Raw genomic sequence first — 24930 nt, 5'->3', positions numbered from 1 at the left:
GCTCTTTGCCTGTCGATGTCCGCTCCGAATGTCTGAGACTGAATTTACAGTGCACTGCAGCGATCCGCCAGAAAATAAGCAGAAACAGGCAGATGAAAGAGGTTAGGTTGTCTTGCCTTTGACTGCGAAGTTTGTAAAACTGTAAAAATTGTAAATTCGTCAATCGAGATGATGCTGTAAAAGGTGTGACATGGCGGAGCGGAAGATCTTTGCGGGGCCCCGGGTGCGGCGGGTGCGCTTGAGCCTCGACCTGACCCAGACTGCGATGGCGGAAGGGCTCGGCATCTCGCCCTCCTATCTCAACCTCATTGAGCGCAACCAGCGCCCGCTGACAGTGCAACTGCTGCTGCGGCTCGCTTCGGTCTACAAGGTCGATCTCGATCAGTTGCAGGGGGAGGGCGGCGGTGCGGCGGCGCAGTTGCGGGAAGTCTTTGCCGATCCGTTGCTCGCCGGCGAAATCCCGGGCGACCAGGAACTGATCGAGGTGGCGGAGGCAGCTCCCAATGCGGCGGTCGGGGTCATCAAGCTCTACCGGGCCTACAGGGAACAGGCCGAACGGCTGTCGGATCTGGCAGACCTTCTGGCGCGCGAGGGGCACGAGACCTCGCTGTCCGGCGCCCGCCTGCCGATGGACGAGGTGCGCGAGAAGCTGGAAAAGCGGCCCTTCTTCTTCGCAAAGATCGAGGAAGCGGCGGAGGCTTTTTATGCCGAGCTCTCCCCCGGCGACGATCTGCCGGCGGCCTTGAAGACCTGGCTGAGGACGAAGCACGGGATCGCGGTGCGCACTCTGCCGGTGCATGCCATGCCGACGCTCAGGCGCCGTTACGACCGCCATTCGATGCGGCTTTTCCTGTCGGAGCGGCTGTCGCAGGTGGACCGGGTGCGCGAGATCGCCCAGGAGGCGGCACTGCTGGCGATTGGCGCGGAGATCGCGGCGGAGCTGGAATCGCTGACGCTCTCCAGCGGCGAAGCGTTGCGCATCGGCCGCTTCGAGCTCGCGCGCTATGCCGCCCATGCTTTGATGATGCCTTATGGTGCCTTCCTGGCTGCGGCCCAGCGGGCTCGCTTCGATCTCGATGTGCTCGCCTCCCGCTTCGACGTCTCCTTCGAGCAGGCGGCACATCGGTTGATCTCGCTCGGGCGCACCGGGTCTGCGGCGCCGCCGTTCTTCCTGATGGAAGCCGATCATGCCGGCAATGTCATCCGGCGGGCCGGCGCCCAGGGCTATCCCCAGGCGCGCTTTGGCGGCCTCTGTCCCAAGCTCGGCATTCATGCCGCCTTTGCCCAGCCGGGGCAGCTGCTGGCTGAACGGGTGGAGATGCCAGACGGTGCGTCCTTCCTGACAGTATCGCGCACCCTGGAGGGACCAAAGGCGGGTTTCGGCGAACGCATCCGCCGGACGGCCATCCTGCTTGGCTGTGACTGGGACGCGGTGTCGGAGACCTTATATGCCGCCGCGGCGGAGCTGCCGGCCGCCCGGATTCTGGCCGGAACCGCCTGCCGTCTCTGCGAACGGCAGGGTTGTCTTGCGCGCGCAGAACCGCCGCTCACCCGGCCACTCGGGCTCGACGAAATGGTCACGGGGCTCAGCGCCTTCGATTTCCAGTAAGGGAGGAAGTGCCACAAGTTTGTGCGATGCCAAACATTTTTGCTTGTGGGGTCGAAAATTCCTTCTTACTCTCCCGTTAAAAGAAGAGCTGACGGGCACCAAGCCCCCGTTCGGCCGAAGCAAATCGGGAACAGGAGAATATCATGAAACAGACCGTGCTCCGCATGCTGGCGCTTGCCGCGACAGCACTCGTATCGACAGCTGCCCTGGCCCAGGAGCGCGTCGTGCACGTCTACAACTGGTCCGACTATATCGACGAGTCCCTGCTGGAAGAGTTCACCAAGGAGACCGGCATCAAGGTCGTCTACGACGTCTTCGACAGCAACGAACTGCTGGAAACCAAGCTGCTCGCCGGCGGATCCGGTTATGATGTGGTCGTGCCGACCGGGCCCTTCCTGGCGCGCCAGATCAAGGCGGGCGTGTTCCAGAAGCTCGACAAGTCGAAGCTTCCGAACCTCACGAACCTGTGGCCGGTCGTCAGCGAACGGCTGGCGAAATACGATCCCGGCAACGAGTATGCCGTGAACTATTTGTGGGGCACGACCGGCATCGGTTACAACGTGGACAAGGTAAAGGCGGCACTGGGCGATGTTCCGGTCGATAGCTGGGACGTTCTCTTCAAACCCGAAAATGCGGCGAAGCTGAAATCCTGCGGCATCAACATTCTCGACGCCTCGGATGAGACCTTTGCGATTGGCATGAACTACATCGGCAAGGATCCCGACAGCAAGGTTGCGGCCGATCTGGAAGCGGGCGGCGCGGTCTACAAGGCGATCCGCCCCAATGTGAAGACCTTCAATGCCTCGGCCTATATCAATGACCTGGCGAATGGCGACATCTGCATCACCATCGGCTGGTCCGGCGATATCCTGCAGGCAAAGTCACGGGCCGAGGAAGCCAAGAACGGGGTGAACGTGAATTACGTCATCCCGAAGGAAGGCACCTATATGTGGTTCGACAACCTCGCCATTCCGGCCGATGCAAAGAACGTGGCCGAAGCGCATGCCTTCATCAACTTCCTGATGAAGCCGGAGGTGATCGCCAAGGCATCGAACTATGTCCAGTATGCCAACGGCAATCTCGCTTCCCAGAAGTTCATTGATGAGGCCGTTCTCAAGAACCCGTCGGTCTATCCCGACGAGGCGACGCTCAAGAAGCTCTTCACCATTTCGCCTTACGACCCGCGTGCCCAGCGCGTGATCAATCGCGAATGGACGGCCATCAAGACCGGCCAGTAAGTCAGACGTGCATGCCAAACAGGGCCGGCGGTCGCGTGGACAGCCGCCGGTCTCCTGAATGACGGATCGGTTGTAACGGAGCGGGGGCACGCATGGCAAAATCTCTGGGTCCAGTGAAACGCAAGTTTTCGCCCTGGACCGATCCCGCGGCCACCCCCTTCATCCGGTTTGAGAATATCACCAAGCGCTATGGCGATTTCGTCGCCGTCGACAATCTGACGCTCGATATCTACGAGCGGGAGTTCTTTTCGCTTCTTGGTCCTTCCGGCTGCGGCAAGACCACGCTGATGCGCATGCTGGCTGGTTTCGAAGAGCCGACGCAAGGCCGTATCCTGCTGCAGGGCAAGGATCTGTCCGGAACGCCGCCCTACAAACGACCCACCAACATGATGTTCCAGAGTTATGCGCTCTTCCCGCACATGACCGTGGAAAAGAACATTGCCTTCGGCCTGGAGCAGGACGGCCTGCCGAAGGCCGAGATCCAGGCGCGTGTCGAGGAAATGCTGCGGCTGGTGAAGCTCGAAAATTTCGCCAAGCGCAAACCGGCGCAACTCTCCGGCGGCCAGCGGCAGCGCGTGGCACTCTCCCGGTCGCTCGCCAAGCGCCCCAAGGTGCTGCTGCTCGACGAACCGCTCGGCGCGCTCGACCGCAAGCTGCGCGAAGAAACGCAGTTCGAGCTGATGGACATCCAGCACACGCTGGGGCTTACCTTCCTGATCGTCACGCATGACCAGGAAGAGGCGATGACGGTATCGGACCGCATCGCCGTGATGGACAAGGGCATCGTCATGCAGGTGGCGACGCCCGCGGAAATCTACGAGGCGCCGAATAGCCGCTACGTGGCGGAGTTCATCGGCGACATCAACATCCTCGAATGTGCGCTGGTGGAAAATGCCGGAGACTGTGTGCATCCCGGTCATCCGCCCGTGGTGCACCTCGAGAGCAACGGGCTGAGGATCGCTGTCGAGCAGGAATGTGCCGCCGTGGTGGGCGATAAGGTCGCTTTCGCCATCCGTCCGGAAAAGGTGCGCATCTCGCTCGATCAGCCGCCCGCGTCAGGCAGCAACCGTGCCCATGGAGAAGTGTGGGACATCGGCTATCTCGGTGACTTTTCGGTTTTTCTCGTTCGGCTTGAGGATGGACGCACGATCCGCGCCGCACAGGCCAATGTCTCGCGTCTCGTCGATCGGCCGATTACCTTCGGTGACATGGTCTGGCTCAGCTGGCCGCTCGATGGCGGCCTTGTGCTGACGCGGTAGGGGGGCGCACACCATGGCAGAGACCGGAGCCACCTCGCAAAGCAATCCCTGGCGCTGGCTCGTGGTCGGTGTGCCTTACCTCTGGCTGCTGATCTTCTTTACCGCGCCCTTCCTGATCATTTTCAAGATTTCGCTGTCTGATACGGCGATCGCCATGCCGCCCTACACGCCGACCTTCGAGGGTTTCGGCGCGATCGGCGATTTCCTCTCGCGGCTCGATGTGGAGAACTATTTTTTCCTCACGGAAGACCCCCTCTACATCAACGCCTATCTCTCATCCTTGCGCATGGCGCTGATTTCGACCGGCCTGCTGCTGTTGATCGGCTATCCGATGGCGCTTGCCATGGCGCGGGCGCCAACCACCATTCGCCCGACGCTGCTGATGATGGTGATCCTGCCGTTCTGGACCTCGTTCCTGATCCGCGTCTATGCCTGGATCGGCATCCTGAAGCCCGAAGGGCTGCTGACGCTGCTCCTGCAGAGCATCGGCCTGTATGGCCCGGACCAGCAGGTGCAGATTTTCCGCACCGATTATGCCGTCTTCATCGGCATCGTCTATTCCTACCTGCCCTTCATGGTGCTGCCGCTCTATTCGGCGCTGGAAAAGATGGACAACACGCTGCTGGAGGCGGCAAGCGACCTCGGCTGCCCGCCCTGGAAGGCGTTCTGGAAGATCACCTTTCCGCTCTCGCTGCCGGGCGTGATCGCCGGCTCGATGATCTGCTTCATCCCGATTACCGGGGAATTCGTCATCCCGGATCTTCTGGGCGGGGCTGAAACCCTGATGATCGGCAAGACGCTGTGGACGGAATTCTTCGGCAATCGTGACTGGCCGCTCGCCTCCGCCGTTGCGGTCCTGCTGCTTCTCGCGCTGGTCGTGCCGATCATGATCTTCCAGAACCAGCAGCAGAAGGTGGGGTGACGGCCATGAAAGCTTCACGCTTCGACACGACGATCCTGACGCTGTGCTTTGCCTTTCTCTATATTCCGATCCTCATCCTCGTCGTCTATTCCTTCAACGCCTCGAAGCTGGTCACCGTCTGGGGCGGCTTTTCGCTCGAATGGTACCGGGTGATGTGGTCGAACCAGGGGCTGATGGATGCGGCCTGGGTGACAGCGCGTGTCGGGGTGCTCAGTGCCTCGATCGGCACCGTGCTCGGAACGCTCGCCGCCTTGGCGCTCACCCGCTATCCGCGCTTTCCAGGACGCATGGCCTTTACCGGCATGATCTATGCGCCACTTGTCATGCCGGAAGTCATCACCGGCCTGTCGCTGCTGCTGCTGTTCGTGTCGATGAACATCGACCGCGGTTTCTGGACGGTCACCATCGCTCACACGACGTTCACGATGTGTTATGTGGCGATCATCGTGCAGTCGCGGCTCGTCACCTTCGACCGGAGCCTGGAAGAGGCGGCGCTCGATCTCGGCTGCCCGCCGGTCAAGACCTTCTTCAGGATCACCCTGCCGCTCATCATGCCCGCCATCGTCTCCGGCTGGATGCTGGCCTTCACGTTGTCGCTCGACGATCTGGTGATCGCCAGCTTCACGACCGGGCCAGGGGCGACGACACTGCCGATCAAGATCTACTCGCAGGTGCGTCTCGGGGTGACGCCGGAAATCAACGCGATCTGCACCATCCTGATCGGGCTCGTCACGATTGGCGTCATCTTCGCATCCATCTCGACGAAGCGCGCCGAAGCCCGCCGCATTCTCGACGAACACCATGCGACACGCGCCACCGGCTGATTGCCCTTTTGCGCCGCGCACATGAAAAAGCCGGCACGCCTCAGGCGTGCCGGCATCCGTATCAGGCGTTCGTGCGGATCAACGGTGGCCGATATTGGCCTGGGCTGCCGTTTCGCCGACCGACATGCTGCGGCTGAACGGAACCAGCTGCCACAGGGCCGACAGGCCGACGAGAACGTAGACGATCGTCGCCAGGGCGCTGTCCTGACCACCGAAGATCGCGGCAACGAGATCGAAGTCGGCAATGCCCACGAGCAGCCAGTTCAAGCCGCCGACGATGATGAGAAGTAGGGTGATGATGTTGAGTGCGCGCATGCCGGAGCTCCTTGTCCTGTTTGTCTGAGATCCCAACAGGCATGGCGCGACTTTGTTCCGCGTTCTCAGGGTGTGGATTGGCCCTCGCGGTCCGGCATGACCGGCCAGAGAACGGGGTTCGGCCAGGCTCCCCCGACGAAAAGGTTGACCGGTGGTTTGTCGGCGGCCTTGTCAATCAGCTCCGCGGACAAGGCCAGGCTCTGCGTGCGATAGGGAATGACGCCGGTCACGGAGAGAGACTGGGTCTCGTTGGCCAGCGTGCCTGTCTCGATTTCAGCATTGCCGCCCACGATCTTGGCAACCAACTGGAGAGACTGGAAATCGGTCGACCCGCTGCGCGCCTGCTCGAGGGAAAAATAACTTCCCTTGGCGGCAAGCGTGCGCAGTTCCGCGAGGGACAGCCCGTCGATCTCGCCCGCCTGGGCCGTCAGTTTCAGCGTGCCCGACAGATCGTTGCCAGGCGCCTGCGTGATGGCGCCTGCCGTCGTGAAGGTCAGATCCAGCGCGGCGGGCGCATTGATCGTCGGCCCTTTCAGCGCCATCTGGCCCGCCAGGGTCGAGAGGTTGACGCCACGGATGGAAAGCCGCGCCTTGGTTCGCGGTGCCTGCTGCTGCATCTGCAGCTGCGCTGTCAGCGAGCCGGTGAGAAGGTCACTGTCCAGGATCTCGACCTGTGTGCGCTTCGGATCGGCAAGGACGCTGACCGCGACATTGGCGAGCGAGAGCGGACCCAGCGAAGCTTCACCCGCGGAAAACCGCACGTCGAAGCCAAGCTGGCGGTCGGTAATGGGATCGTGCGCCGCCACGCTCTCGTCCGGATCGCGCTGATCGGCGGAGAGCGCCGTGACGAGCGCCCAGAGATCCAGGCTATCGAAGGCCAGCGTGCCGGTGACGCGCCTCGGGCGGTCTCCGCTTGCCGCCATCAGATCCATCACACCATGGCCCTCGGTGCCGTTCGCCCGGACCTGCAATTTATCGAACCGAAGGACATTGCCCATGGTGGCAAGTTGGGCGGACAGCGACAGATTGGTCAGCCGGTCGGCGGTATGGATCGGCATTTCCGCCCAGCGCGCCAGACCATCGACCGCCGGCACGCTGAGTTGGAGGTCGCCGGAGAAGAAGGCGTAGGTGGCGAGATTGGCCGTGCCCGAAAAGGTGCCGGTCACCAGTGTCGAGGTAAGGTTCGCCGTCAGCGAGGCATTGCGCCCGCCGAGCAGCAGGAGCGGCTTTGGCGAGGAAAAGGCAAGGTCGAAGGACTGGCCGCGAATATCGGTGCGAAGCTTCAACTGCGCGGAGGAACTGAGTGTCGGCCAGATCAGCATGCCGCCGATGTTTTCCATCACCAGCAACTGGCGCTGGTGATCTTCGAGCCGCAGGCGCCCGCCGGTGATCGTGACGTCGCCGATCACGGTCTTGCTTTCCTCCGGTTCGAGCGGCTGTTCGTCCGCCGCCTTCCGAAGTGCCTGCCCCAGCAGCCCGCTGCTGCTCCAGTTTACGTGATTGTTCTGGTCGAGCTTTACCGTAAGGTCCGGTGAGGTGAGCGTGAAATCGCGGAAGACCGGCGAGCCGGAGAGCGCATCCAGCAGGCTGAAGCGGGCAGACAGGGCACCGACATGGCCGAGGATCTCGGCATTGTCACGGTCTTCGGCGCGGATGGTGATGTCCCGAAGGGTGATCAGCGGCCGCGGCCAGAACTGAAGGTCGGGATCCTCCGCGATGATGACATCATGCCCGAGCCAGGCCTCCACGGCGACTTCCATGCGCTCCCGCACCATGGCGGAGGAAACAAGCACGGGTGCCACAAGGCGAAACATCAGGATCAGCAGCAGAATGCTGCCGCCGCTCATCAGAGCGATTCTCAAGAGGTTCTTGCCCGGTCGGTAGATCGTCATCACGTGTGAGTCGTCATGGTTCGGTTGTGGCTTGCGTCCGCATCCGTGCGCACTGGCTTCGTTAAAGGAATTGCCGGGTGCATGCAAATCGGCTGGAACCCTTGAAAGGCAAGCCCTCGTCACGCACCAGGATGGCGGAAGAAAGACCAGCCGCGACCCGACCACCATCCGCCCGCCATCAGATTGATCAGTTGTTTGTGCCGTTTCGGGATGTTTCGTCGTCTGACGTACGAAAGCGGCATCCCATTATAACACGGTGTCGTATTTTAACGCATTTTTAAGGCGAAGGCCGGACGATGGTGGCGAGACGAGCGGGTCATAACGCCCGCGTTTCAACGGACCCCATCCGGACAATCTATCAGCATTAACTAGAGGCAGCTCCGGCTGCCTTTCTTTTTGCATGGCTGTGCAACTCAACGCTCAAGCGAACGCGACACGATGATGACCGGGACGAGGCCAACGAGTACGATGATCAGCGAGGCAATCGAGGCATTTTCGATCTGCGCCCGCGAGGCGTCCTCATAGATCAGGGTTGCGAGCGTATTGAAGTTGAACGGCCGCAGGAGAATGGTGGCCGACAGTTCCTTCATGCTTTCCACAAAGACGAACAGTCCGGCTGTCAGCATGGCGGGCCGCATGTTGGGCAGAAGCACGCCGAACAGCGTCTCGGTCCGGTTGCGGCCAAGCGTGCGAGCCGCCATGTCGAGATGCGGCGAAAGCTTCTGGAAACCGGCTTCCACCGTTCCTTCCGCCATCGTCAGGAAACGCACGGTGCAGGCATAGAAGATGGCAAAGCCGGTGCCGGACAGAAGAAGCCCGGTCGAAATGCCGAACTGGCTGCGCATCGCAGCGTCGAATGCATTGTCGAAGGTCGCAAGCGGCATCAGCACGCCGATGGCGAGCACGGTGCCCGGCATGCCGTAACCGAGCGATGCGATGCGGCCCGTCAGGCCGGCGAGCTTCCGTTTTTCGGTGCGGCTCGTATAGGCAAGCAGGAAACCCAGAGTGACGGTGGCAAGTGCCGCCGCCCCGGAGACGGTGACACTGTGCCAGAGTGCCTTTGTGAGGCGCGGATCCGACAGGAGTTCCAGCCGGCGAAGCGCATAGCTGAGCAGCATCAGGAAAGGCAAAAGAAAGCCGATGGCGACCGGGATGAAGCAGAGCAGGGCCGCAAGCCAGCCGGAGAGACCCTTTAACTGCGGGCGAAGCTGGTCGTTCACCAGGGCCGTCGTGCGGCTGACGGAAAAACGCTGCCGCTGGCGCGCCAGTCTTTCGATCGCAATCAGAACCGCCACGAAGGCCAGGAGAACGAGCGAAAGCTGTGCCGCCCCCGGCAGGCTGCCGCGATTGAGCCAGGTATCGTAGATCGAAAAGGTCAGCGTGTTGACGCCGAGATATTCGACCGCGCCGATATCGTTCAGTGTCTCCATCGTCACGAGCGTCAGGCCGATGACGATGGCGGGGCGCGCCATCGGCAACTGGATGCGCAGCATGGTGCGTAAGGGGCCGGAGCCCAGCGTGCGGGCCACATCGGCAGCAGACCGTCCCTGCATCAGGAAGCTCGATCGGCAGGCGAGGTAGACGTAAGGATAGAGCACCGACGCCATGATCAGCACTGCCCCGCCGAGCGAGCGGATATCGGGAAACCAGTAGTCGCGGGCCGATTGGAAACCGAACAGGGTCCGATAAAGGGTCTGCACCGGCCCGGTGAAATCCAGAAACTCCACGAAGGTATAGGCGCCGATATAGGAGGGAATGGCGAGCGGCAGGACAAGCGCCACCGACAGCACGCGGCGCAGCGGAAACCGGAAGGCGGTGACGAGCCAGGCCGATACGATGCCGAACAGGCAACTCAAGAGGGCGGTGAAACCGATGAGCGCCAGCGTGCGCAGGGTGGCCCGCGGCAGAACGGTCTGCAGAATGTGCTGCAGGTTGTCAGTCCCCCCGGACAGCGCGATCCAGACCACGGCGATGACGGGCATGGCCGCAATCGCGGCGGCCAGAACCGCGGAGATCAGCAGGGGATGCATTGCCTGGCGCACCGTGCGCTGAGACTGCGGGAAGGTGTGCAGCAAGGCCGGAATCCTTTCGTTCTCCGACGCTTTACTGCATTGCCCTCAGTTTGCAAGCACCCGGGGCGAGGGAAAGGTCACCTCGACCAGCGTTCCCTCGTTCGGTGCCGAGTGGATGGAGAAGTTCGCCCGGTTGGCATCCACCATCGCCTTGGTCAAAGGCAGGCCAAGCCCTGTGCCATCGCCGCGCTTGCGGCTGGCGCCGGCCACCTGGCGGAACGGCTTCATCGCCAGATCCAGTTCCGCCCGCGTCATGCCGATGCCGGTATCGCGCACCCGAAGCACCACGCTGCCATTCGCCTCATAGGCGGTTGAAACGACGATCTGTCCGCCCGACGGTGTGAAGCGGATGGCATTCGACAGGATGTTGAGCACGATCTGCTTGATGGAGCGCAGATCCGCCACCACCGGCGGCACCGATTGCGACAAGGCCGTGCGGATGATCACCCGCTGGCCATTGGCCTGCGGCTGCACCAGCGACACCGCTTCCGACACGGTTTCGTTCAGCCCCACCGAAGCGAAATCGAGATCCATCTCGCCCGCCTCGATCTTCGAGATGTCGAGCAGATCGTTGACGATGTCGAGCACATGGCGGCCGGAACGGCCGATGTCGTTGGCATATTCCACATAGCGCGGGTGGCCGATCTGGCCGAGCCGCTCCGTCGCCATCATGTCGGCAAAGCCGATGATGGCATTGAGCGGCGTGCGGATCTCGTGGCTCACATGCGCCAAAAACTCCGTTTTGTGGGCGCTTGCCGTCTCGGCCGCGCGCTTGGCGCTGCGCAGCTCTTCCTCGGTGCGTTTCCACTGGGTGATGTCACGGATGACCGCGCAATAGCCGTTCGACGAGGTGAGGTGACCGATCGTCATGAACAGCGGCACGAAACCGCCGGACGCCTCGCGGCCAATCACCTCGCGCCCGTCGTTGAGCAGGCTCGCCACGCCGTGGCCGCTCAAGCCCGCGAGATAATCCATCACCAGCTTCTGGCTTTCATGCGCAAACAGCATGACGAAGGGTTTGCCCGTCGTCTCGTCGCTATCATAGTTGAAAAGCGCACTGGCGGCCCGGTTCATCGAGCGGATATCGCCGTCCGCGCCGATGGTGACGACGCCATCGGTTGCCGTGTCGAGAATGGCGCGCAATTCGTCCACCTCGACCTTCAGGTGTGCCACTTCCTCCGCCTGGCGGGCACCGTCCTCGCTCGGATGCGCGAGTGGCGCCGCGGCCTGCGGCTCTGATGGTGCGCTGCCGGCCGGCATCAGGGCCAGGATGAGCGCAGAGGCATTGTCCCAGCGGATGGACTGAAGACGGGCCCGGACAGGCACCAGCGCATCATCGGCCCGCACGACGACCATGCCGCCGGCATCCGCCGTCTTGTCTTCCAGATCCTGCCGCTGCAGCAGCGCATCCAGTCCCCCGACCGCGATCAGGTCGTCAAGGCTCTCGTATCCGCTCAGTCGCAGGAATTCCGGATTGCCGTGGATCAGCCTGTCCCCCGCATGCACCAGTAGCGCCACCGGCATCTGGTCGATCACCTCGGCCGACACTTGCGGACGCGGCCGAAGCGGGATGGCCTGCGCATAGGCTTCCTCGATCGAGAGCGGTGCCTCCTCGACCTCCGCTACCTCTTCTTCCGTCGGCGGCTTACTGTCGGCGGTCTCGGTCTCGTCCGAAGGCTCATCCGCGGCATCGGCGATGTCGCCGTTCGCGTCAGCGGCATCCTCCAAGGAAGTCTCGCCGACAACCTCCGGCTCGGTCGCGGTGGGCAGGTCCGGCGTGTCCTCTGCCGCGGGCAGCTCTTCAGCCGCGTCAGCCGAATTCCCGACAGGCGGATCCATGCTGACGGGATCAACCATCTGCGGCGGCGATTGAGGCGCAGTGTCCTGCGTCGTCCCGGCGTCGCCCACCACATCTTCCGGCCGGCGGAAGACGTCCAGCCGGCGGGCGATCTCGCGGAAATTCGCCTGCTCCGAGGGCGACAGCTGCTCGGTCTGCTGGCCGCGATGTTCCTCGAAACGGACCACCTTGTCGGAATAGCGCCGGCCCGGATTGTCGATAATCCTCAGAACCGGCCGCTCCGCAACGGGGGCGGGCTGCGGCTCGTCCACAGGCGCTTCGTCCTCGGCGGTTTCCCCGGCATCCTCCTGTCGTCCGTTCGTCTCAAGGGCGTGCGCGGTGTCCGTGTCGTCCCCCGGTGCGCTCACGGCGTCAGCCGGCGGTTCGTCGGGTTCGCCCATGGTCTCGGGAGTGGTCTCGACGCTCTGCGGCGCTTCCACCTCGTTCTCCTGCACCGGCTCTGGCAGGTGAAAGGGCGGGAAGCCGTCTTCGGAGGATGTGTCTTCGGGAGCCGTGTCCTCGGCCTCTGCGATCGCCGCATCCTCGGCGGCCCCCGCCGTCAGGGCGGCCGCCGGGGCGGCTTCGATCACATCTGCATCCGTCGGCTCGTCAAGGACGTGCGTATCGTCATCCAAGATCTCGTCGTCCGCAACCAGCGTCAGACCTGTCGCCAGCGGATCCTCATGCAGATCCGCCATGCGGATGATGCCAAAGCCGCGGAACCCGTCGAAATCCCGGTTGCGGGTATAGGTCGGCAGTGCCGCAAGATCGATCGGCACGGCAAGTGACGTGCCCTCGATCGGCCAGCGGATCGTCTTGCCGGACCAGGTGTCGCGCCGTTTCAGAAGCTCGGTGATCTTGCCGTCCGCATCAAGGTTGAAGAGCGCCGCCACATCGGTGAAGGCAAGGCCGACCACTTCGGCGGCATGCGGTCCAACGGCTGCGGCAAGCTCCGGCGAGATTTCGCGGAACCGGCCCTCCGCATCGATCTTCCAGACGAAGCGCGTGGCGCGCATGTCGGGCTGGAAGGGGGCAGCCGGCGTCCGCACCTCGGCCACCGGCGCCTCGGGCTGCGGCAGCTGGTCGTTGGCAATATCCTCGGCAATCTCTTCGGCAGTCTGACGGGAAGGCTCCGCCGACGGCGCATCATGGGTGTCTTCTGCCGGCAGGGCGTCGGTCGCCTCCGCCACCAGCGGCGCTGCGACATCATCCGCAACGACCTCCGGATCCGTCACCGTGTCGGTTGGGATAGAGGCGTCTTCCGACGACTGCTGCTCTTCTTCAACGATCGGGTCTTCGGCGTCCGTGTTTACGGCCAGCTCTTCTGTCGGGGCGGGCGCCGCGCCGGCATCCGAAAGATCCTCGGTGAAATCCGGATCTTCTTCGGTGTCGTCCTCCAGCTCGTCGATGGCCGAGACTGCGGCCAGCGCATCTTCGAAGGCCGGCGGTACGGGCGCGGTTGTCGCGACGTCTGCTGCGGGCGCCTGTCTGTCTTCCGTCGCAAGGGCCGGGTTCTCCGGCGCGCCGTCTTCGGGCTGCACGAGGAACAGCAGATTGAGCGCCGGCTCGTCCGACAGCCGCGCAATCGCACCGGGGAGATAACCGGACGCCGTCGGCACCGGCCGTTTGACGAGGCGCTCCCGGTCATGGGCAGCGAGCGTCACCAGCATGCGGGCCGTCTGTGGCGTCAGCTCAAGCGCCGCAAAGGCAGGCGAGGCGGAAATGATCTCGCCATCGCCGTTCAGGACGGCAATATGCGTCTGCGGGTCATCGAACCCTTCCAGCATCTGGCGGGCGCAATCGATCGCCTTCGGATCGGAAGCGCCGGCCGGTGCCGCAACCAGGATAGCCTCGCCGCCGCCCGGAAGGAGGATGCGTTCGCAGACAGCGGTCACACCGACGCGCTCGAAACCCTCGGTCATGCGGATCATGAAGGTGCGCGTCGCACCGACGGTGGCGAGCCCGCGCGCCGTCGATCGCGCCTGGCGATAGGTGAGATCCACGCGGTTCGGCCCCTGGTCGATCAGGTCATAGATCGAGCTGCGGCCAAACAGGCGTGCCCCCCGGCCATTCGCCCAAAGAACCTCCGCCATATCCGCCGAAAACAGCACAAGCGCCTTGCCCGCCGCAAAATGGGCGCGGATCCGCTCGTGAACGGCGATGTCGATGAATGGATATTGCACAGAGGACATGGCGGGCCTTGCGTGGATACCGTCTTCTTCTCAAGCCGACGGCAGATTAACACATTGTTAGTAACTTCGAAGCCCCCTCGGGTCCACAATCGGCGTCAGGCTTTCGGACGATAGGGTTAATCAGGAAAAGTGCATGTTGCACTGCACAATGATATTGCAATGCACAACGAGATCGTCTATATAGGCTGCATGCGGTCGCCGGAAACGCCGGGGCCACCCAGAATGCACCGAACCTCTTACGACAAGGGATGATGACCATGGCATACAGAACTGACGACATCTTCTCATTCTCCGCCTTCGACCCGGCCAAGATGACCGACAGCCTGCGCGATTTCGCCGAGAAGGGCGCAAGCCAGTCCCGCGAAGCCTTCACCAAGATGAAGACCGCTGCAGAAGACGCCACCAAGACCGTGGAAGCCACTATGCAGACCGCCCAGGCCGGCACCGTCGAGCTTGGCCTCAAGGCCATCGACGCCATGCGCACCAATGCCGACCTGTCGCTCACGCACATGGAAGCGCTGCTCGGCGTGAAGTCCATCGCCGAACTCATCGAACTGCAGACCGGCTTCGTCCGCAAGCAGGCCGAAACCACCGTCGAGCAGGCGAAGGCCATGCAGGAAGCGGCCCGCAAGCTTGCGGAAGACGTGTCCAAGCCCGGCCGCGAAGCCGCTGAAAAGGTGATGACCACCTTCAAGCCGGCCTGATTTCGCCGCGCATGGGATTGCAAAGGCCGGGATTCGTTCCGGCCTTTTTTCTGTCATCTCGCCAAACTCGGGGCTTGCAAAACGCAGTCAATGCTTTTATGTCACGCCCCAGACGCGGTCGGCACAAGTCGACCCGATGGTATGCGGTTGTAGCTCAGTTGGTTAGAGCGCAGGTTTGTGGCACCTGAGGTCGGAGGTTCGAGACCCCCCAACCGTACCATTTTTCTTTGGAAAGTAAGATGCTTAAGGGAATTAAGGGGAGCTAAATTCCTCTAAATTCAAGACACTCCGACAAGCCATACCGTGAATATGCCACTCTCCATACCTGTGATGCCGCTTGCGTTTGTCCACAGAATTGGAATCGCGTCATTCGATGGATGCGCGTCGTTGGTATGATACCGAGCCGATTTGAGCTCAGGCGTCTGCAAGATTCGAGGGTGCCGTCTCCTCTCTTCACTCGTGGGCGATCTCGAATTGGAGCCCGGAACAAGATAATGATGCGCACTCGATTTGCTGGGGGCTGAGCATGCGCAAATATATACTTTCCTTTCCTATCGTTCTCGCCATTAGTGGAGCGGCGTTCGCGCTCGACGGAAGCATCGACGGAACTTCGAAAGAATCCTATGAGCGTTCGATTAAAGCCATGGCAGACCAACTGTCTCCGGAGGACAAGGAAGTCTTCAGTAAAGGGCTGATCAATCTGATAGTGACGAAGTATCCCCCAGCCGCAGGTGCTCAGGGATTCGCACTGCTCCAATTCATGCCTCAAGCCATCGAGTCTGCCCATATCAATATGGCTGGCGTCACAGCCGACGAGATCATGGTCCGCGGCAGAGAATTGGTGGCTGCAAGCAAGCCGATCTCCCAGGCAGTAGCGGGCTCTGCTGTTGCAGACTTGACGGCTTGCCTCCGGAAGAAGGTAACGATCTCATCGCCGAGCTTCGAAAAAGGCGACTACGGTTTCTCCTCAGAATTCAAGGTGACGAACAACCTTCCCTACGCCATCGCAGGTATCTGGATCGACTACACGATCAAGTCCGACAATCGCTCGGTGCCTTGGGCGGAGGACAATTTCGTCCAAGGCATCTCCGGTGGAATTGAGCCAGGCGAGACGCGCACGCTCTCTACGAGGTTCAGCCTATTGTCCAGGGAGACGCCAACGACGGCGAAGGTTTCGATGTCGGTGAGAGATGTGGCGGATCCAGAGAAAAAATTGGTCATCAAGCCCGGCGGCGGTGTCATCGGTTGGCCGGAAGAGAAGTCCAACAAGGGCTGCAAACTGTGAGATGCAGAAAGGCGGCAGGATCTCTCTATGCCGCTTCAACTGTATTAGGCTGGTTTCGAACCAGCGACCTCCCAACTTTGGGTACTCTATCCGCTGAGCTACGCAGTGTATCCCAAATTCTTCATACTTCGCCGCTCCCGACCTCTGTCGGGACGATTGCACTTGCGCAAAATCAACGCGGATCATTCTCGCGCTCGCTAAGTTAGCCCCATCGGACAGTCACACTCCCCGCGGAGGGCAGGGCATGATCGTGGATGAGCAGCGCGCGGTGCGCGAATTTCTGGCGCAGTCCGTCAATCTCGGCCAAGTGGGGCCGGTCGAATTCATTGAGACACATATTTCGCTGATCGCACTGGCCGGCACCCGCGCCTTCAAGATGAAGCGGGCGGTCAAGCTGCCTTATGTGGATTTTTCCACGCCGGACAAGCGTCTGGAAGCCTGCGAGGCGGAACTTGCGATGAATTCGGTCACGGCGCCCGGTCTCTATCGGCGGGTGCGGCGTCTCACGCGTGGCGCCGATCAGTCGCTCGTCTGGGACGGGGAGGGAGAGCTTGTCGATGCCGTCGTGGAGATGATGCGGTTCGACCAGGAGCAGCTCTTTGACCGCATGGCGAGCGCCGGTCGGCTCAACCCGGCGCTGATGACGGAGACGGCGCGGATGATTGCCCGCGCGCACCGCCAGGCGCCGATCATTGCCGCCGAGGATGGAGCTGCCCGCGTGGCGAATGTGCTCTCCATCAACCGCGCCGGTTTTGCCACCAGCGATGTCTTTTCCGTCGAGGAGGCGGACCGCCTGACTGCACAATTCGAACGGCAACTCACCCATCTGGCCGAGCTTCTCGACCGGCGGGCGCGGGTCGGGCGTGTGCGGCGCTGTCATGGTGACCTGCACCTGCGCAATATCTGCCTTCTGCATGGCGTGCCGCGGCTCTTCGATTGCATCGAATTCAATGCGGAGCTGGCAACGACCGATGTGCTTTATGATCTCGCTTTCCTGCTGATGGATCTGTGGCACCGCGGGTTTCCGGCCCTGTCGAACCTCGTCATGAACCGCTATCTGGATGAGGGCGAGGATGACGAGGGCATGCGGCTTCTGCCGTTCTTCGTTGCGCTTCGTGCAGCGGTACGGGCACATGTCACGGCAACCCAGGCCACAAGCCAGCCAGCGGGGATCGAAAGCGCATCCGACGCGCTGATTGCGGAGGCGCGCTCCTATTTCACGTTGGCCGAAAACCTTCTCGGACACACCCCGCCGCGGCTGATCGCGATCGGCGGCTTGAGCGGTTCGGGCAAGACGACCGTTGCCGATCATCTGGCGCCGCATCTCGGTCTCGCCCCCGGCGCCCGCATTCTGGAAAGCGACCGTGTCCGCAAGGCGCTGTTCGATGTGCCGGCCGAGACGCGCCTGCCGCAGGCCGCCTATCGGCCGGAGGTTTCGGCGGAGGTTTACCGCGAGCTTGCCATGCGCGCCCAGGATCTCCTGGCAAATGGCGTCTGCGTGGTGGCCGATGCCGTGTTTGATGACGAAGAGAACCGGTCGCGCATGAGCGCCGCCGCCCGCCAGGCCAAGGCCCGCTTCACCGGCATCTGGCTGCAGGCCGCGCCATCCACCCTGCGCCGCCGCGTGCGGGAAAGACCGGCGGGGCCTTCGGATGCGACGCTGACCGTGCTGGCAAGGCAGCTCGAACGCAACCCTGAGGTCCGTGACTGGCAGGCGGTGGCCGCCGATGCGCCATTGGACACGGTGGTGAAGGCCGCGCTGGACGGCTGAGGCGGGCCTTACACGAACATCGGTTTTGCCGCCGTCACCGTTTCCTGCAGGAAATCGATGACGGTGCGGATGCGGGCGAGGTCTCGCAGGCTTTCGTGATAACTCGTCCAATAGGCCCGGCGAATGGTGATCTCCGGCAGCACGCGGGCCAGTTCCGGCACCTGCCTTGCAATATAATCATGCAGGATGCCGACGCCGGCGCCGGTGCGCACCGCCTCCGTCTGGCCGATCGCGCTCGAAATCTCGAAACCCGCATCCCAGTCGCGCATCACTTCGCCGGTAAAGTTTAGCTGCGGCGAAAAGATCAGGTCATCGACATAGCCGATGCGCGGATGCAGGCGCAGTTGGTCGAGCGACTGCGGCTCGCCATTGCGGGCGAGATAATCGCGGGAGGCATAAAGCCCGAGCGTGTAATCGGTGAGCTTCGAGGAGACCAGCCGGCCCTGTGTTGGCCGCTCCACGGTGATTGCGATATCCGCCTCGCGTTGCGACAGCGAAAAGGAACGCGGCACCGGCACCAGCTGGATGCGCAGGTTCGGATGCCGCTGGATGAGCACGCCGAGCCGCGGCGCGAGAAACGAGACGCCGAATCCATCCGGCGCGCCGATGCGCACCGTGCCTTCGATCGGCGCATTCACCTGGCCGGTGCGCGATTGCGCAGCCAGCATTTCCGCCTCGATCCGCTCCGCCGATTCCAGAAAGGCATGGCCTTCGGCGGTCAGCTCGCACCCGTTCGGCTTGCGGATCAAAAGCCGCGTGCGCAGGGCGTCCTCCAGCGCGCTGATCCGCCGGCCAAGCGTTGCATGGTTGAGCCCCAGCCGGCGCGAGGCCGAGAGCAACTGTCCCTCGCGGGCGACAGCCAGAAAGATGCGCACATTGTCCCAGTCCATCAGGTTGTCCTCGCGGGTGGTCTCTGCCCCTCACCCTCTCCCCGCATGCGGGGCGAGGGGACGCTGACGCTGCGACTTGTGTCCTTCTCCCCGTTGAGACGGGGAGAAGGTGCCGGCAGGCGGATGAGGGGCAGCACGTCAATTCTTGCACAACGGATGCGTAAATCATCGTGTTGTCTTGTGCAATTTAAAGCGCATACTGCCGCCACAACAATCCTGGAGGACACCCATGTATCAGATCGGTCATTTCATCGATGGCAAGCACGTGCCCGGCACGTCGGGCCGCAAGCAGGGCATTTTCAATCCGGCCACTGGCGAAGTGCAGGGCGAAGTCTCGCTTGCCAGCGCCGCCGAACTCGATGCGGCTGTTCAGAGCGCCAAGGCCGCGCAGGTCAAGTGGGCTGCCACCAATCCGCAGCGCCGCGCCCGCGTGTTTATGAAGTTCGTCCAGTTGTTGAACGACAACATGGATAGCCTTGCCGAGACGCTCTCGCGCGAGCATGGCAAGACGATCGAGGACGCCAAGGGCGATATCGTCCGCGGCCTCGAAGTCTGCGAATTCGTCATCGGTATTCCGCATCTGTCGAAGAGCGAGTTCACCGAAGGTGCGGGCCCGAACATCGACATGTATTCGATCCGCCAGCCGGTCGGCATCGGCGCGGGCATCACGCCGTTCAACTTCCCGGCCATGATCCCGATGTGGATGTTTGCCCCTGCGATTGCCTGCGGCAATGCCTTCATCCTGAAGCCGTCCGAGCGTGATCCGTCCGTGCCGATCCGCCTTGCCGAACTGATGATCGAAGCGGGCCTGCCGGCCGGCGTGCTGAACGTCATCAACGGCGACAAGGCGGCCGTCGATGGCATCCTGACGCATCCGGAAATTTCGGCCGTCTCCTTCGTCGGCTCCACGCCGATCGCCCGTTACGTCTACGGCACGGCGGCGATGAACGGCAAGCGCGCCCAGTGCTTCGGCGGCGCCAAGAACCACATGATCATCATGCCGGATGCCGATCTCGACCAAGCCGCCAACGCACTGATGGGCGCCGGCTACGGGTCTGCCGGTGAGCGTTGCATGGCGATTTCGGTCGCCGTGCCGGTCGGCGAGGACACCGCCAACCGCCTCGTGGAAAAACTGACGCCGATGGTGGAGAGCCTGCGCATCGGTCCTTACACGGACGACAAGGCCGACATGGGCCCGGTCGTCACCAAGGAAGCCCGCGAGAAGATCCTCGGCCTCATCAACAGCGGCGTCGAACAGGGCGCGAAACTCGTCGTCGATGGCCGCGATTTCAAGCTGCAGGGCTACGAGAACGGCCATTTCGTCGGCGGCTGCCTGTTCGACCACGTCACGCCGGACATGGACATCTACAAGACGGAAATTTTCGGTCCGGTTCTCTCGGTGGTGCGCGCCAAGAACTACGAGGAAGCCCTCGACCTGCCGATGAAGCACGAATACGGCAATGGTGTCGCGATCTTCACCCGCGATGGTGATGCAGCCCGTGACTTTGCAAGCCGTATCAACATCGGCATGGTCGGCGTCAACGTGCCGATCCCGGTTCCGCTCGCCTACCACTCCTTCGGCGGCTGGAAGTCTTCCTCCTTCGGCGACCTCAACCAGCACGGCACGGATTCGATCCGCTTCTGGACCCGCACCAAGACGATCACCTCGCGCTGGCCGTCCGGCATCAAAGACGGTGCCGAATTCGTCATGCCGACGATGAAGTGATTCCATCGAGCCGCGCCCTCAACGGCAGGGCGATTGCCTCCGAAACAAGACCCCTCCCAACCCTCCCCACAAGGGGGAGGGCTTTAACCCAGCCGACCCGCCCACGCAGATGGAAGCCTTGGCGGGTGCCGTCTGCGGTCTCCCCCCTTGTGGTGGGGTGAGGAGCGGTTCGCGAAGCGAAGCAATCGATCCTGCGAATCGATTGCAGGGACGAACGCGGCAGCCAGAGGGGGCTTTTTTCCTATATGCGATGGTCCTGCCTCACAGGGCCGCGGCTTACAAGCAGAACCAGCAACAAAAAAGGGCGCCCGGATCGGCGCCCTTTTCGTATGCGGTATGTCGTCGATTTACATCGCAGGGCCTTCGTTGAAGCCCACCTTATCGACCAGTTCGGAGGCCTGCTTGCGGTTCTTGGCAATATCGATCAGCGGCAGCGTGTCCGGCTTGATCGAACCGAAGGATTTGACGATGTCGGACGGCTCCGCACCCGGCATCACCGGATATTCGAACACCTGTTCGGCATAGATCTTCTGCGCTTCGCCGGAGGCGAGGAATTCCATCAGCTTCAGCGCATTGTCCTTGTTCGGCGCGTTCTTGGCGAGTGCCATGCCGGAAATGTTGACATGCGTGCCGCGGTCGCCGGCATTCGGGAAGAGCACCTTGATGGCCTTGGCCCAGTCCTTCTGCTCCGGTTCCTTGTCGTTCGTCATCATCAGGCCGACATAATAGGTGTTGCCGAGGGCCAGATCGCATTCGCCGGCCATGATCGATTTCGCCTGGCTGCGGTCATTGCCATCCGGCTTGCGGGCAAGGTTGTTCTTCAGCCCGGTCATCCACTTTTCGGTATATTCGGCACCATGATGGGCGATCATCGAGGCAAACAGCGCGATGTTGTAGGAATGCTGGCCATCGCGAATGCAGATCTTGCCCTTCCACTTCGGATCGGCAAGCTCCTCATAGGTGATGGCGTCCTGGCTCACCCGGTCCTTGGAGGCATAGACCACGCGGCCGCGCGTGGTCAGTCCGAACCAGTCACCGGCCGGATCGCGGAAGGCGGCCGGAATGTCCTTGTTGATCGTCGCATTGTCGACAACCGGCTGCACCACGCCGCCATCCTTCGCCTCGGTCAGGCGCTGGATATCGACGGTGAGGATAACATCGGCCGGTGAATTGGCGCCTTCCGCCCGGATGCGTTCCACCAGGCCCTTGTCCAGAAAGAGCACGTTGGTGGTGATCCCCGTTTCCTTGGTGAAGGCGTCGAGCAGCGGCTGGATCAACTCGGGCTGACGATAGGAATAGATATTCACCTCTCCGGCGGCGAGCGTCATGCTGGCGCTGGCCGCAAAGGCGGTGGTGGCCAGAACGAGCGTTTTGATGCCGAGTTTCATCCTGTATCTCCTCAGTGAAGGACTATCTGGATTTTAAAAGTCATGATTTTCCCCAAGGGTCAATTCACATGGCTGCGAAAAATGCATAAGCTGAACAGAAATTTCATATTTTTGGAATTGTTCAAAAGTAGCGGACGTCTTATATAGGGCGGGACGAGACGCAGGGAGACCGCAATGCGCTTGACCAAACAGACCAACTACGCCGTCCGCATGTTGATGTATTGTGCTGCCAACGAGGGTCACCTCAGCCGCATTCCCGAGATTGCCAAGGCGTATGGCGTATCCGAGCTCTTCCTGTTCAAGATCCTGCAGCCGCTGACCAGGGCAGGCCTTGTCGAGACCGTTCGTGGCCGTAACGGTGGTGTCCGCCTCGGGCGAACCGCGGAAAAGATTACACTCTTCGACGTCGTCAAGGTGACGGAGGACAGCTTTGCCATGGCGGAGTGCTTCGAAGACGGTGCGGTGGAATGTCCGCTGGTCGATAGCTGCGGTTTGAATTCGGCGTTGCGCCGTGCGCTCAACGCCTTCTTTGATGTGCTGACGGAATACACGATTGATGATCTCGTGAAGGCGCGGCCGCAGATCAACTTCCTGCTCGGCCTGGATGACCTTCCGCCGCGTTTGGCTGCCGCTCGCGTCTGATTGTCGGTCGCCTGCCGGTGCTCTTTAGGGCACCGGCGGCTTGACCCTGCCGGTGCTTTCCATAAGACTTCGCGCGCCTCTTCCTTCCTGCGCAGCCTGTTGCTGCTCCTCAATTTTTCAGCGCGATGTCATTTCGAATTCCCATTGAATATCTTCTGACACTGACCCTGGGTGCCGGTGGAGCCTTTGTCGCTTCTCTGCTGGATATGCCGGCGCCTTATCTGGTCGGTCCGGCTGCCGTGGTCACGGTTGCCAGTGTGGCGGGCCTGAAGGCCGCCATACCGAGCCGTTTGCGAGACCTTGCCTTTCTGGCGGTGGGCCTGTCCATGGGCTCCGGCGTGACACCCGACGTGCTGGCTGCCACGCGTCAGTGGCCACTCAGTTTCGTCGCTCTCCTCTTCATGACGGTGTTGCTTCTCGCGCTCGGCTGGGTCCTGCTGCGCAAGGTGTTTCGCTACGATGACCTGACCGCCATGCTCGCCGCCTGTCCGGGCCATCTGAGCTATGTTCTCAGCCTTGCCGCTGGAACGAAGAGCGATCTCGCCAGTGTCAGCATCATTCAGAGCGTCCGGGTTCTGGCGCTGACCTTGCTCGTGCCGCTGATCGTCGAGATTCAAGGGCTGTCACCGCCGGGAAATCTGGCGCTTCCGATGTCGGTCGGACCGACCGCGGTGCTGTTGATGGCTCTGCCCGCCTATGGGCTGGGGCAGGTGCTTCAGCGCGTGCGCGTGCCAGCCGCTTTGCTGGTGGGCGGCATGATCATATCCAGTGCTGCCCATCTCACCGGCATGGTGGAAGGGGTTATTCCCTTCTGGCTGCAGATGCCGGTCTATGTCGTACTCGGTTGCATGATTGGGACGCGCTTTGCCGGCGTATCCGCGGGCGATCTCAAGCGCTCCTTCCTGGCCGGCCTGTCTGTTACGGTGGTCGTCGGCCTGTTTTCGGCGATCATTGCCCTGGCGGTTTCCCATGGGCTCGACATTCCGCTGGATGCCGCCCTCATCGCCTTTGCGCCCGGCGGCCTGGAAACTATGGCGGCCATGGCCGTCATTCTGCATGCCGATCCGGCATATGTGGGCACCCACCATATCCTCAGACTGGTCTATCTCTCCATCCTGATGCCGCTTTTGTTGGCCAGAAAACGCACTCTGTGAATTATCACCCGTAAGAAAATATATTCAAAAGATCGGATATTATGTCAGTCAAGTAGTTGAACAAGCGTACAACATGAAGTACTGACAGATAAGAGGACAGGGGAACATGACGCCGGACGAGGACGTATTCTGAGAATATCCCTCAAGGTTGATTCTTTTCTACTGAGCGTCAATAAAGTTTTAGAATCGCCCATGCTAGGCGTGAATAAAACGGAAATGACCTCGTGTAGCTTAAGCCGTGTCAATCCAGGTTGCATGTTCTGAATGACGTTTCGGACTTGGGTTGTGTTGTCCGCTTGTATGCAGGGGTAGTGGTGCATACAGGCCGGAAGGTCCGTGATGGGCATACAATGAGAGCGGCGCATCTGCAGCGGCCCGGGCACAGCGACCCTAATGCTTGCGCGGGACACTAAGCAAAGAACCGTCCTCAAGAGGGCAAAGGAACAGCGTGTACGTTGCCGTTGCAGCGTGGTCTGTCGCTGGAGGGTGAGAAAGCATGGAAGGTTCACGAATCAAGGCGGTTGAGGGTGTGGCCGAACTGAACCGCACGTCCTTGCGGCGAGTTCCAAAGCAGGATCGCAGCCGCGAGCGTATCGATGAAATCCTCAAGGTGGCGATGGAACTCATCGGCAAGAAGGGCATCGACGCTGTCACGATGAAGGAAATCGCCAGCCTGTCCGGAGGCCCGATCGCGTCCGTCTACCAGTATTTCCCCAATAAGTCCGCCATCATCGCCACGCTTTACGATCGTTACCTGAGCCAGGTGAAATCCTTGCTGGCCCGTGGTCTTGAGGGTGTTCATACCCCCGCCGATGTCGGTCGGGCGGCAGAAGCCCTGTTGGACGTTTATTCGCTGTTCGTGCACAGCAACCCGTCGATCCAGGACCTGGTCAACGCGATCCAGGCCGACAAGATGTTGGCCGACATGGACGTCGCCGCCACGCGGGAAATTGCCGCGGCCTTTTGTCAGGCCACAGAGCACTTCGTCGAAGAGAGCCTTCGGGAGCGGTATCGCTGCACGGCGTTCATGATGTGTCACCTGACGGTCAGCGTCGTGCGGCTGCTGCTGAAAGTCTCGCCGGAAGAAGGCCAGCGCATCGTTCGTGACTTCAAGGCATCGATCTCGGCCCAGGTTTCCGCCTTCATCGACGTCAACGCCACCGCCCCTGAGCAGCGGATCGCCGTCTGACATCCGTCCCCCGGTCCTGCC

At 61.8% G+C, this 24930-nt stretch carries 18 protein-coding genes and 1 tRNA gene; 13 read left to right on the top strand and 6 right to left on the bottom strand.

Annotated features, from left to right (window positions below; translation table 11 throughout):
* Window positions 1–190 precede the first annotated feature (190 nt).
* The 5 genes from G6N78_RS02575 (at window position 191) to G6N78_RS02555 (ending at window position 5852) form a co-directional block, all read left to right on the top strand.
* Complete coding sequence (locus tag G6N78_RS02575; protein WP_165215446.1) at window positions 191–1609, top strand: helix-turn-helix domain-containing protein; 1419 nt, start codon at window positions 191–193, stop codon at window positions 1607–1609.
* Between the two features lie 143 nt (window positions 1610–1752).
* Window positions 1753–2847, top strand: a complete 1095-nt coding sequence (locus G6N78_RS02570) for a polyamine ABC transporter substrate-binding protein (protein ID WP_165215443.1) — start codon at window positions 1753–1755, stop codon at window positions 2845–2847.
* 92 nt (window positions 2848–2939) lie between these two features.
* Complete coding sequence (locus tag G6N78_RS02565) at window positions 2940–4106, top strand: ABC transporter ATP-binding protein (RefSeq protein WP_165215440.1); 1167 nt, start codon at window positions 2940–2942, stop codon at window positions 4104–4106.
* A gap of 13 nt (window positions 4107–4119) precedes the next feature.
* Complete coding sequence (locus G6N78_RS02560) at window positions 4120–5028, top strand: ABC transporter permease subunit (RefSeq protein ID WP_165215438.1); 909 nt, start codon at window positions 4120–4122, stop codon at window positions 5026–5028.
* 5 nt (window positions 5029–5033) lie between these two features.
* Window positions 5034–5852 carry an ABC transporter permease gene (locus G6N78_RS02555; protein WP_165215435.1) on the top strand — a complete coding sequence of 273 codons (819 nt, stop codon included), beginning with the start codon at window positions 5034–5036 and terminating at the stop codon, window positions 5850–5852.
* Window positions 5853–5930: 78 nt separating this feature from the next.
* Here G6N78_RS02555 and G6N78_RS02550 read toward each other — a convergent pair whose 3' ends face one another.
* From G6N78_RS02550 to G6N78_RS02535, 4 genes are all read right to left on the bottom strand, one after another.
* Window positions 5931–6167 (bottom strand): DUF378 domain-containing protein, encoded by a 237-nt coding sequence (locus tag G6N78_RS02550; RefSeq protein ID WP_165215433.1) that lies wholly within the window; start codon window positions 6165–6167, stop codon window positions 5931–5933.
* A 65-nt stretch (window positions 6168–6232) separates the two neighbouring features.
* Window positions 6233–8059 carry an AsmA family protein gene (locus G6N78_RS02545; RefSeq protein ID WP_165215430.1) on the bottom strand — a complete coding sequence of 609 codons (1827 nt, stop codon included), beginning with the start codon at window positions 8057–8059 and terminating at the stop codon, window positions 6233–6235.
* 413 nt (window positions 8060–8472) lie between these two features.
* Complete coding sequence (locus G6N78_RS02540) at window positions 8473–10089, bottom strand: ABC transporter permease (RefSeq protein ID WP_165221191.1); 1617 nt, start codon at window positions 10087–10089, stop codon at window positions 8473–8475.
* A gap of 87 nt (window positions 10090–10176) precedes the next feature.
* A complete protein-coding gene (locus G6N78_RS02535) occupies window positions 10177–14160 on the bottom strand; it encodes a PAS domain-containing sensor histidine kinase (protein WP_165215427.1) in 3984 nt (1327 codons plus the stop codon).
* A 257-nt stretch (window positions 14161–14417) separates the two neighbouring features.
* Here G6N78_RS02535 and G6N78_RS02530 point away from each other — a divergent pair, with 257 nt between their 5' ends.
* The 4 genes from G6N78_RS02530 (at window position 14418) to G6N78_RS02515 (ending at window position 17920) form a co-directional block, all read left to right on the top strand.
* On the top strand, window positions 14418–14864 hold the full coding sequence (locus G6N78_RS02530; RefSeq protein WP_165215425.1) for a phasin: 447 nt from the start codon (window positions 14418–14420) through the stop codon (window positions 14862–14864).
* Window positions 14865–15007: 143 nt separating this feature from the next.
* Window positions 15008–15084 (top strand) — tRNA-His (locus tag G6N78_RS02525).
* 306 nt (window positions 15085–15390) lie between these two features.
* On the top strand, window positions 15391–16149 hold the full coding sequence (locus tag G6N78_RS02520; RefSeq protein WP_165215423.1) for a hypothetical protein: 759 nt from the start codon (window positions 15391–15393) through the stop codon (window positions 16147–16149).
* A 244-nt stretch (window positions 16150–16393) separates the two neighbouring features.
* Window positions 16394–17920 (top strand): bifunctional aminoglycoside phosphotransferase/ATP-binding protein, encoded by a 1527-nt coding sequence (locus G6N78_RS02515; RefSeq protein WP_165215421.1) that lies wholly within the window; start codon window positions 16394–16396, stop codon window positions 17918–17920.
* A gap of 8 nt (window positions 17921–17928) precedes the next feature.
* On the opposite strand, the gene G6N78_RS02510 is transcribed toward G6N78_RS02515, so the two are convergent.
* A complete protein-coding gene (locus G6N78_RS02510) occupies window positions 17929–18810 on the bottom strand; it encodes a LysR family transcriptional regulator (protein WP_165215419.1) in 882 nt (293 codons plus the stop codon).
* 229 nt (window positions 18811–19039) lie between these two features.
* Between G6N78_RS02510 and G6N78_RS02505 the strand changes: the two genes are divergently transcribed.
* Window positions 19040–20536: a CoA-acylating methylmalonate-semialdehyde dehydrogenase gene (locus G6N78_RS02505; RefSeq protein WP_165215417.1), complete on the top strand. Its 1497-nt coding sequence runs from the start codon at window positions 19040–19042 to the stop codon at window positions 20534–20536.
* 347 nt (window positions 20537–20883) lie between these two features.
* Here G6N78_RS02505 and G6N78_RS02500 read toward each other — a convergent pair whose 3' ends face one another.
* Window positions 20884–21864 (bottom strand): Fe(3+) ABC transporter substrate-binding protein, encoded by a 981-nt coding sequence (locus G6N78_RS02500; protein WP_234905930.1) that lies wholly within the window; start codon window positions 21862–21864, stop codon window positions 20884–20886.
* 234 nt (window positions 21865–22098) lie between these two features.
* Here G6N78_RS02500 and rirA point away from each other — a divergent pair, with 234 nt between their 5' ends.
* The 3 genes from rirA (at window position 22099) to G6N78_RS02485 (ending at window position 24909) form a co-directional block, all read left to right on the top strand.
* Window positions 22099–22566: an iron-responsive transcriptional regulator RirA gene (gene rirA / locus G6N78_RS02495; protein WP_165215413.1), complete on the top strand. Its 468-nt coding sequence runs from the start codon at window positions 22099–22101 to the stop codon at window positions 22564–22566.
* A 125-nt stretch (window positions 22567–22691) separates the two neighbouring features.
* Window positions 22692–23720 (top strand): AbrB family transcriptional regulator, encoded by a 1029-nt coding sequence (locus tag G6N78_RS02490; protein WP_165215411.1) that lies wholly within the window; start codon window positions 22692–22694, stop codon window positions 23718–23720.
* Between the two features lie 496 nt (window positions 23721–24216).
* Window positions 24217–24909: a TetR/AcrR family transcriptional regulator gene (locus G6N78_RS02485; protein ID WP_165215409.1), complete on the top strand. Its 693-nt coding sequence runs from the start codon at window positions 24217–24219 to the stop codon at window positions 24907–24909.
* The last annotated feature ends 21 nt before the right edge of the window (window positions 24910–24930 follow it).

It is taken from the genome of Allorhizobium pseudoryzae (genome assembly GCF_011046245.1).
GTDB lineage: Bacteria > Pseudomonadota > Alphaproteobacteria > Rhizobiales > Rhizobiaceae > Neorhizobium > Neorhizobium pseudoryzae.
This window is presented reverse-complemented; position numbering and strand designations above follow the sequence as displayed.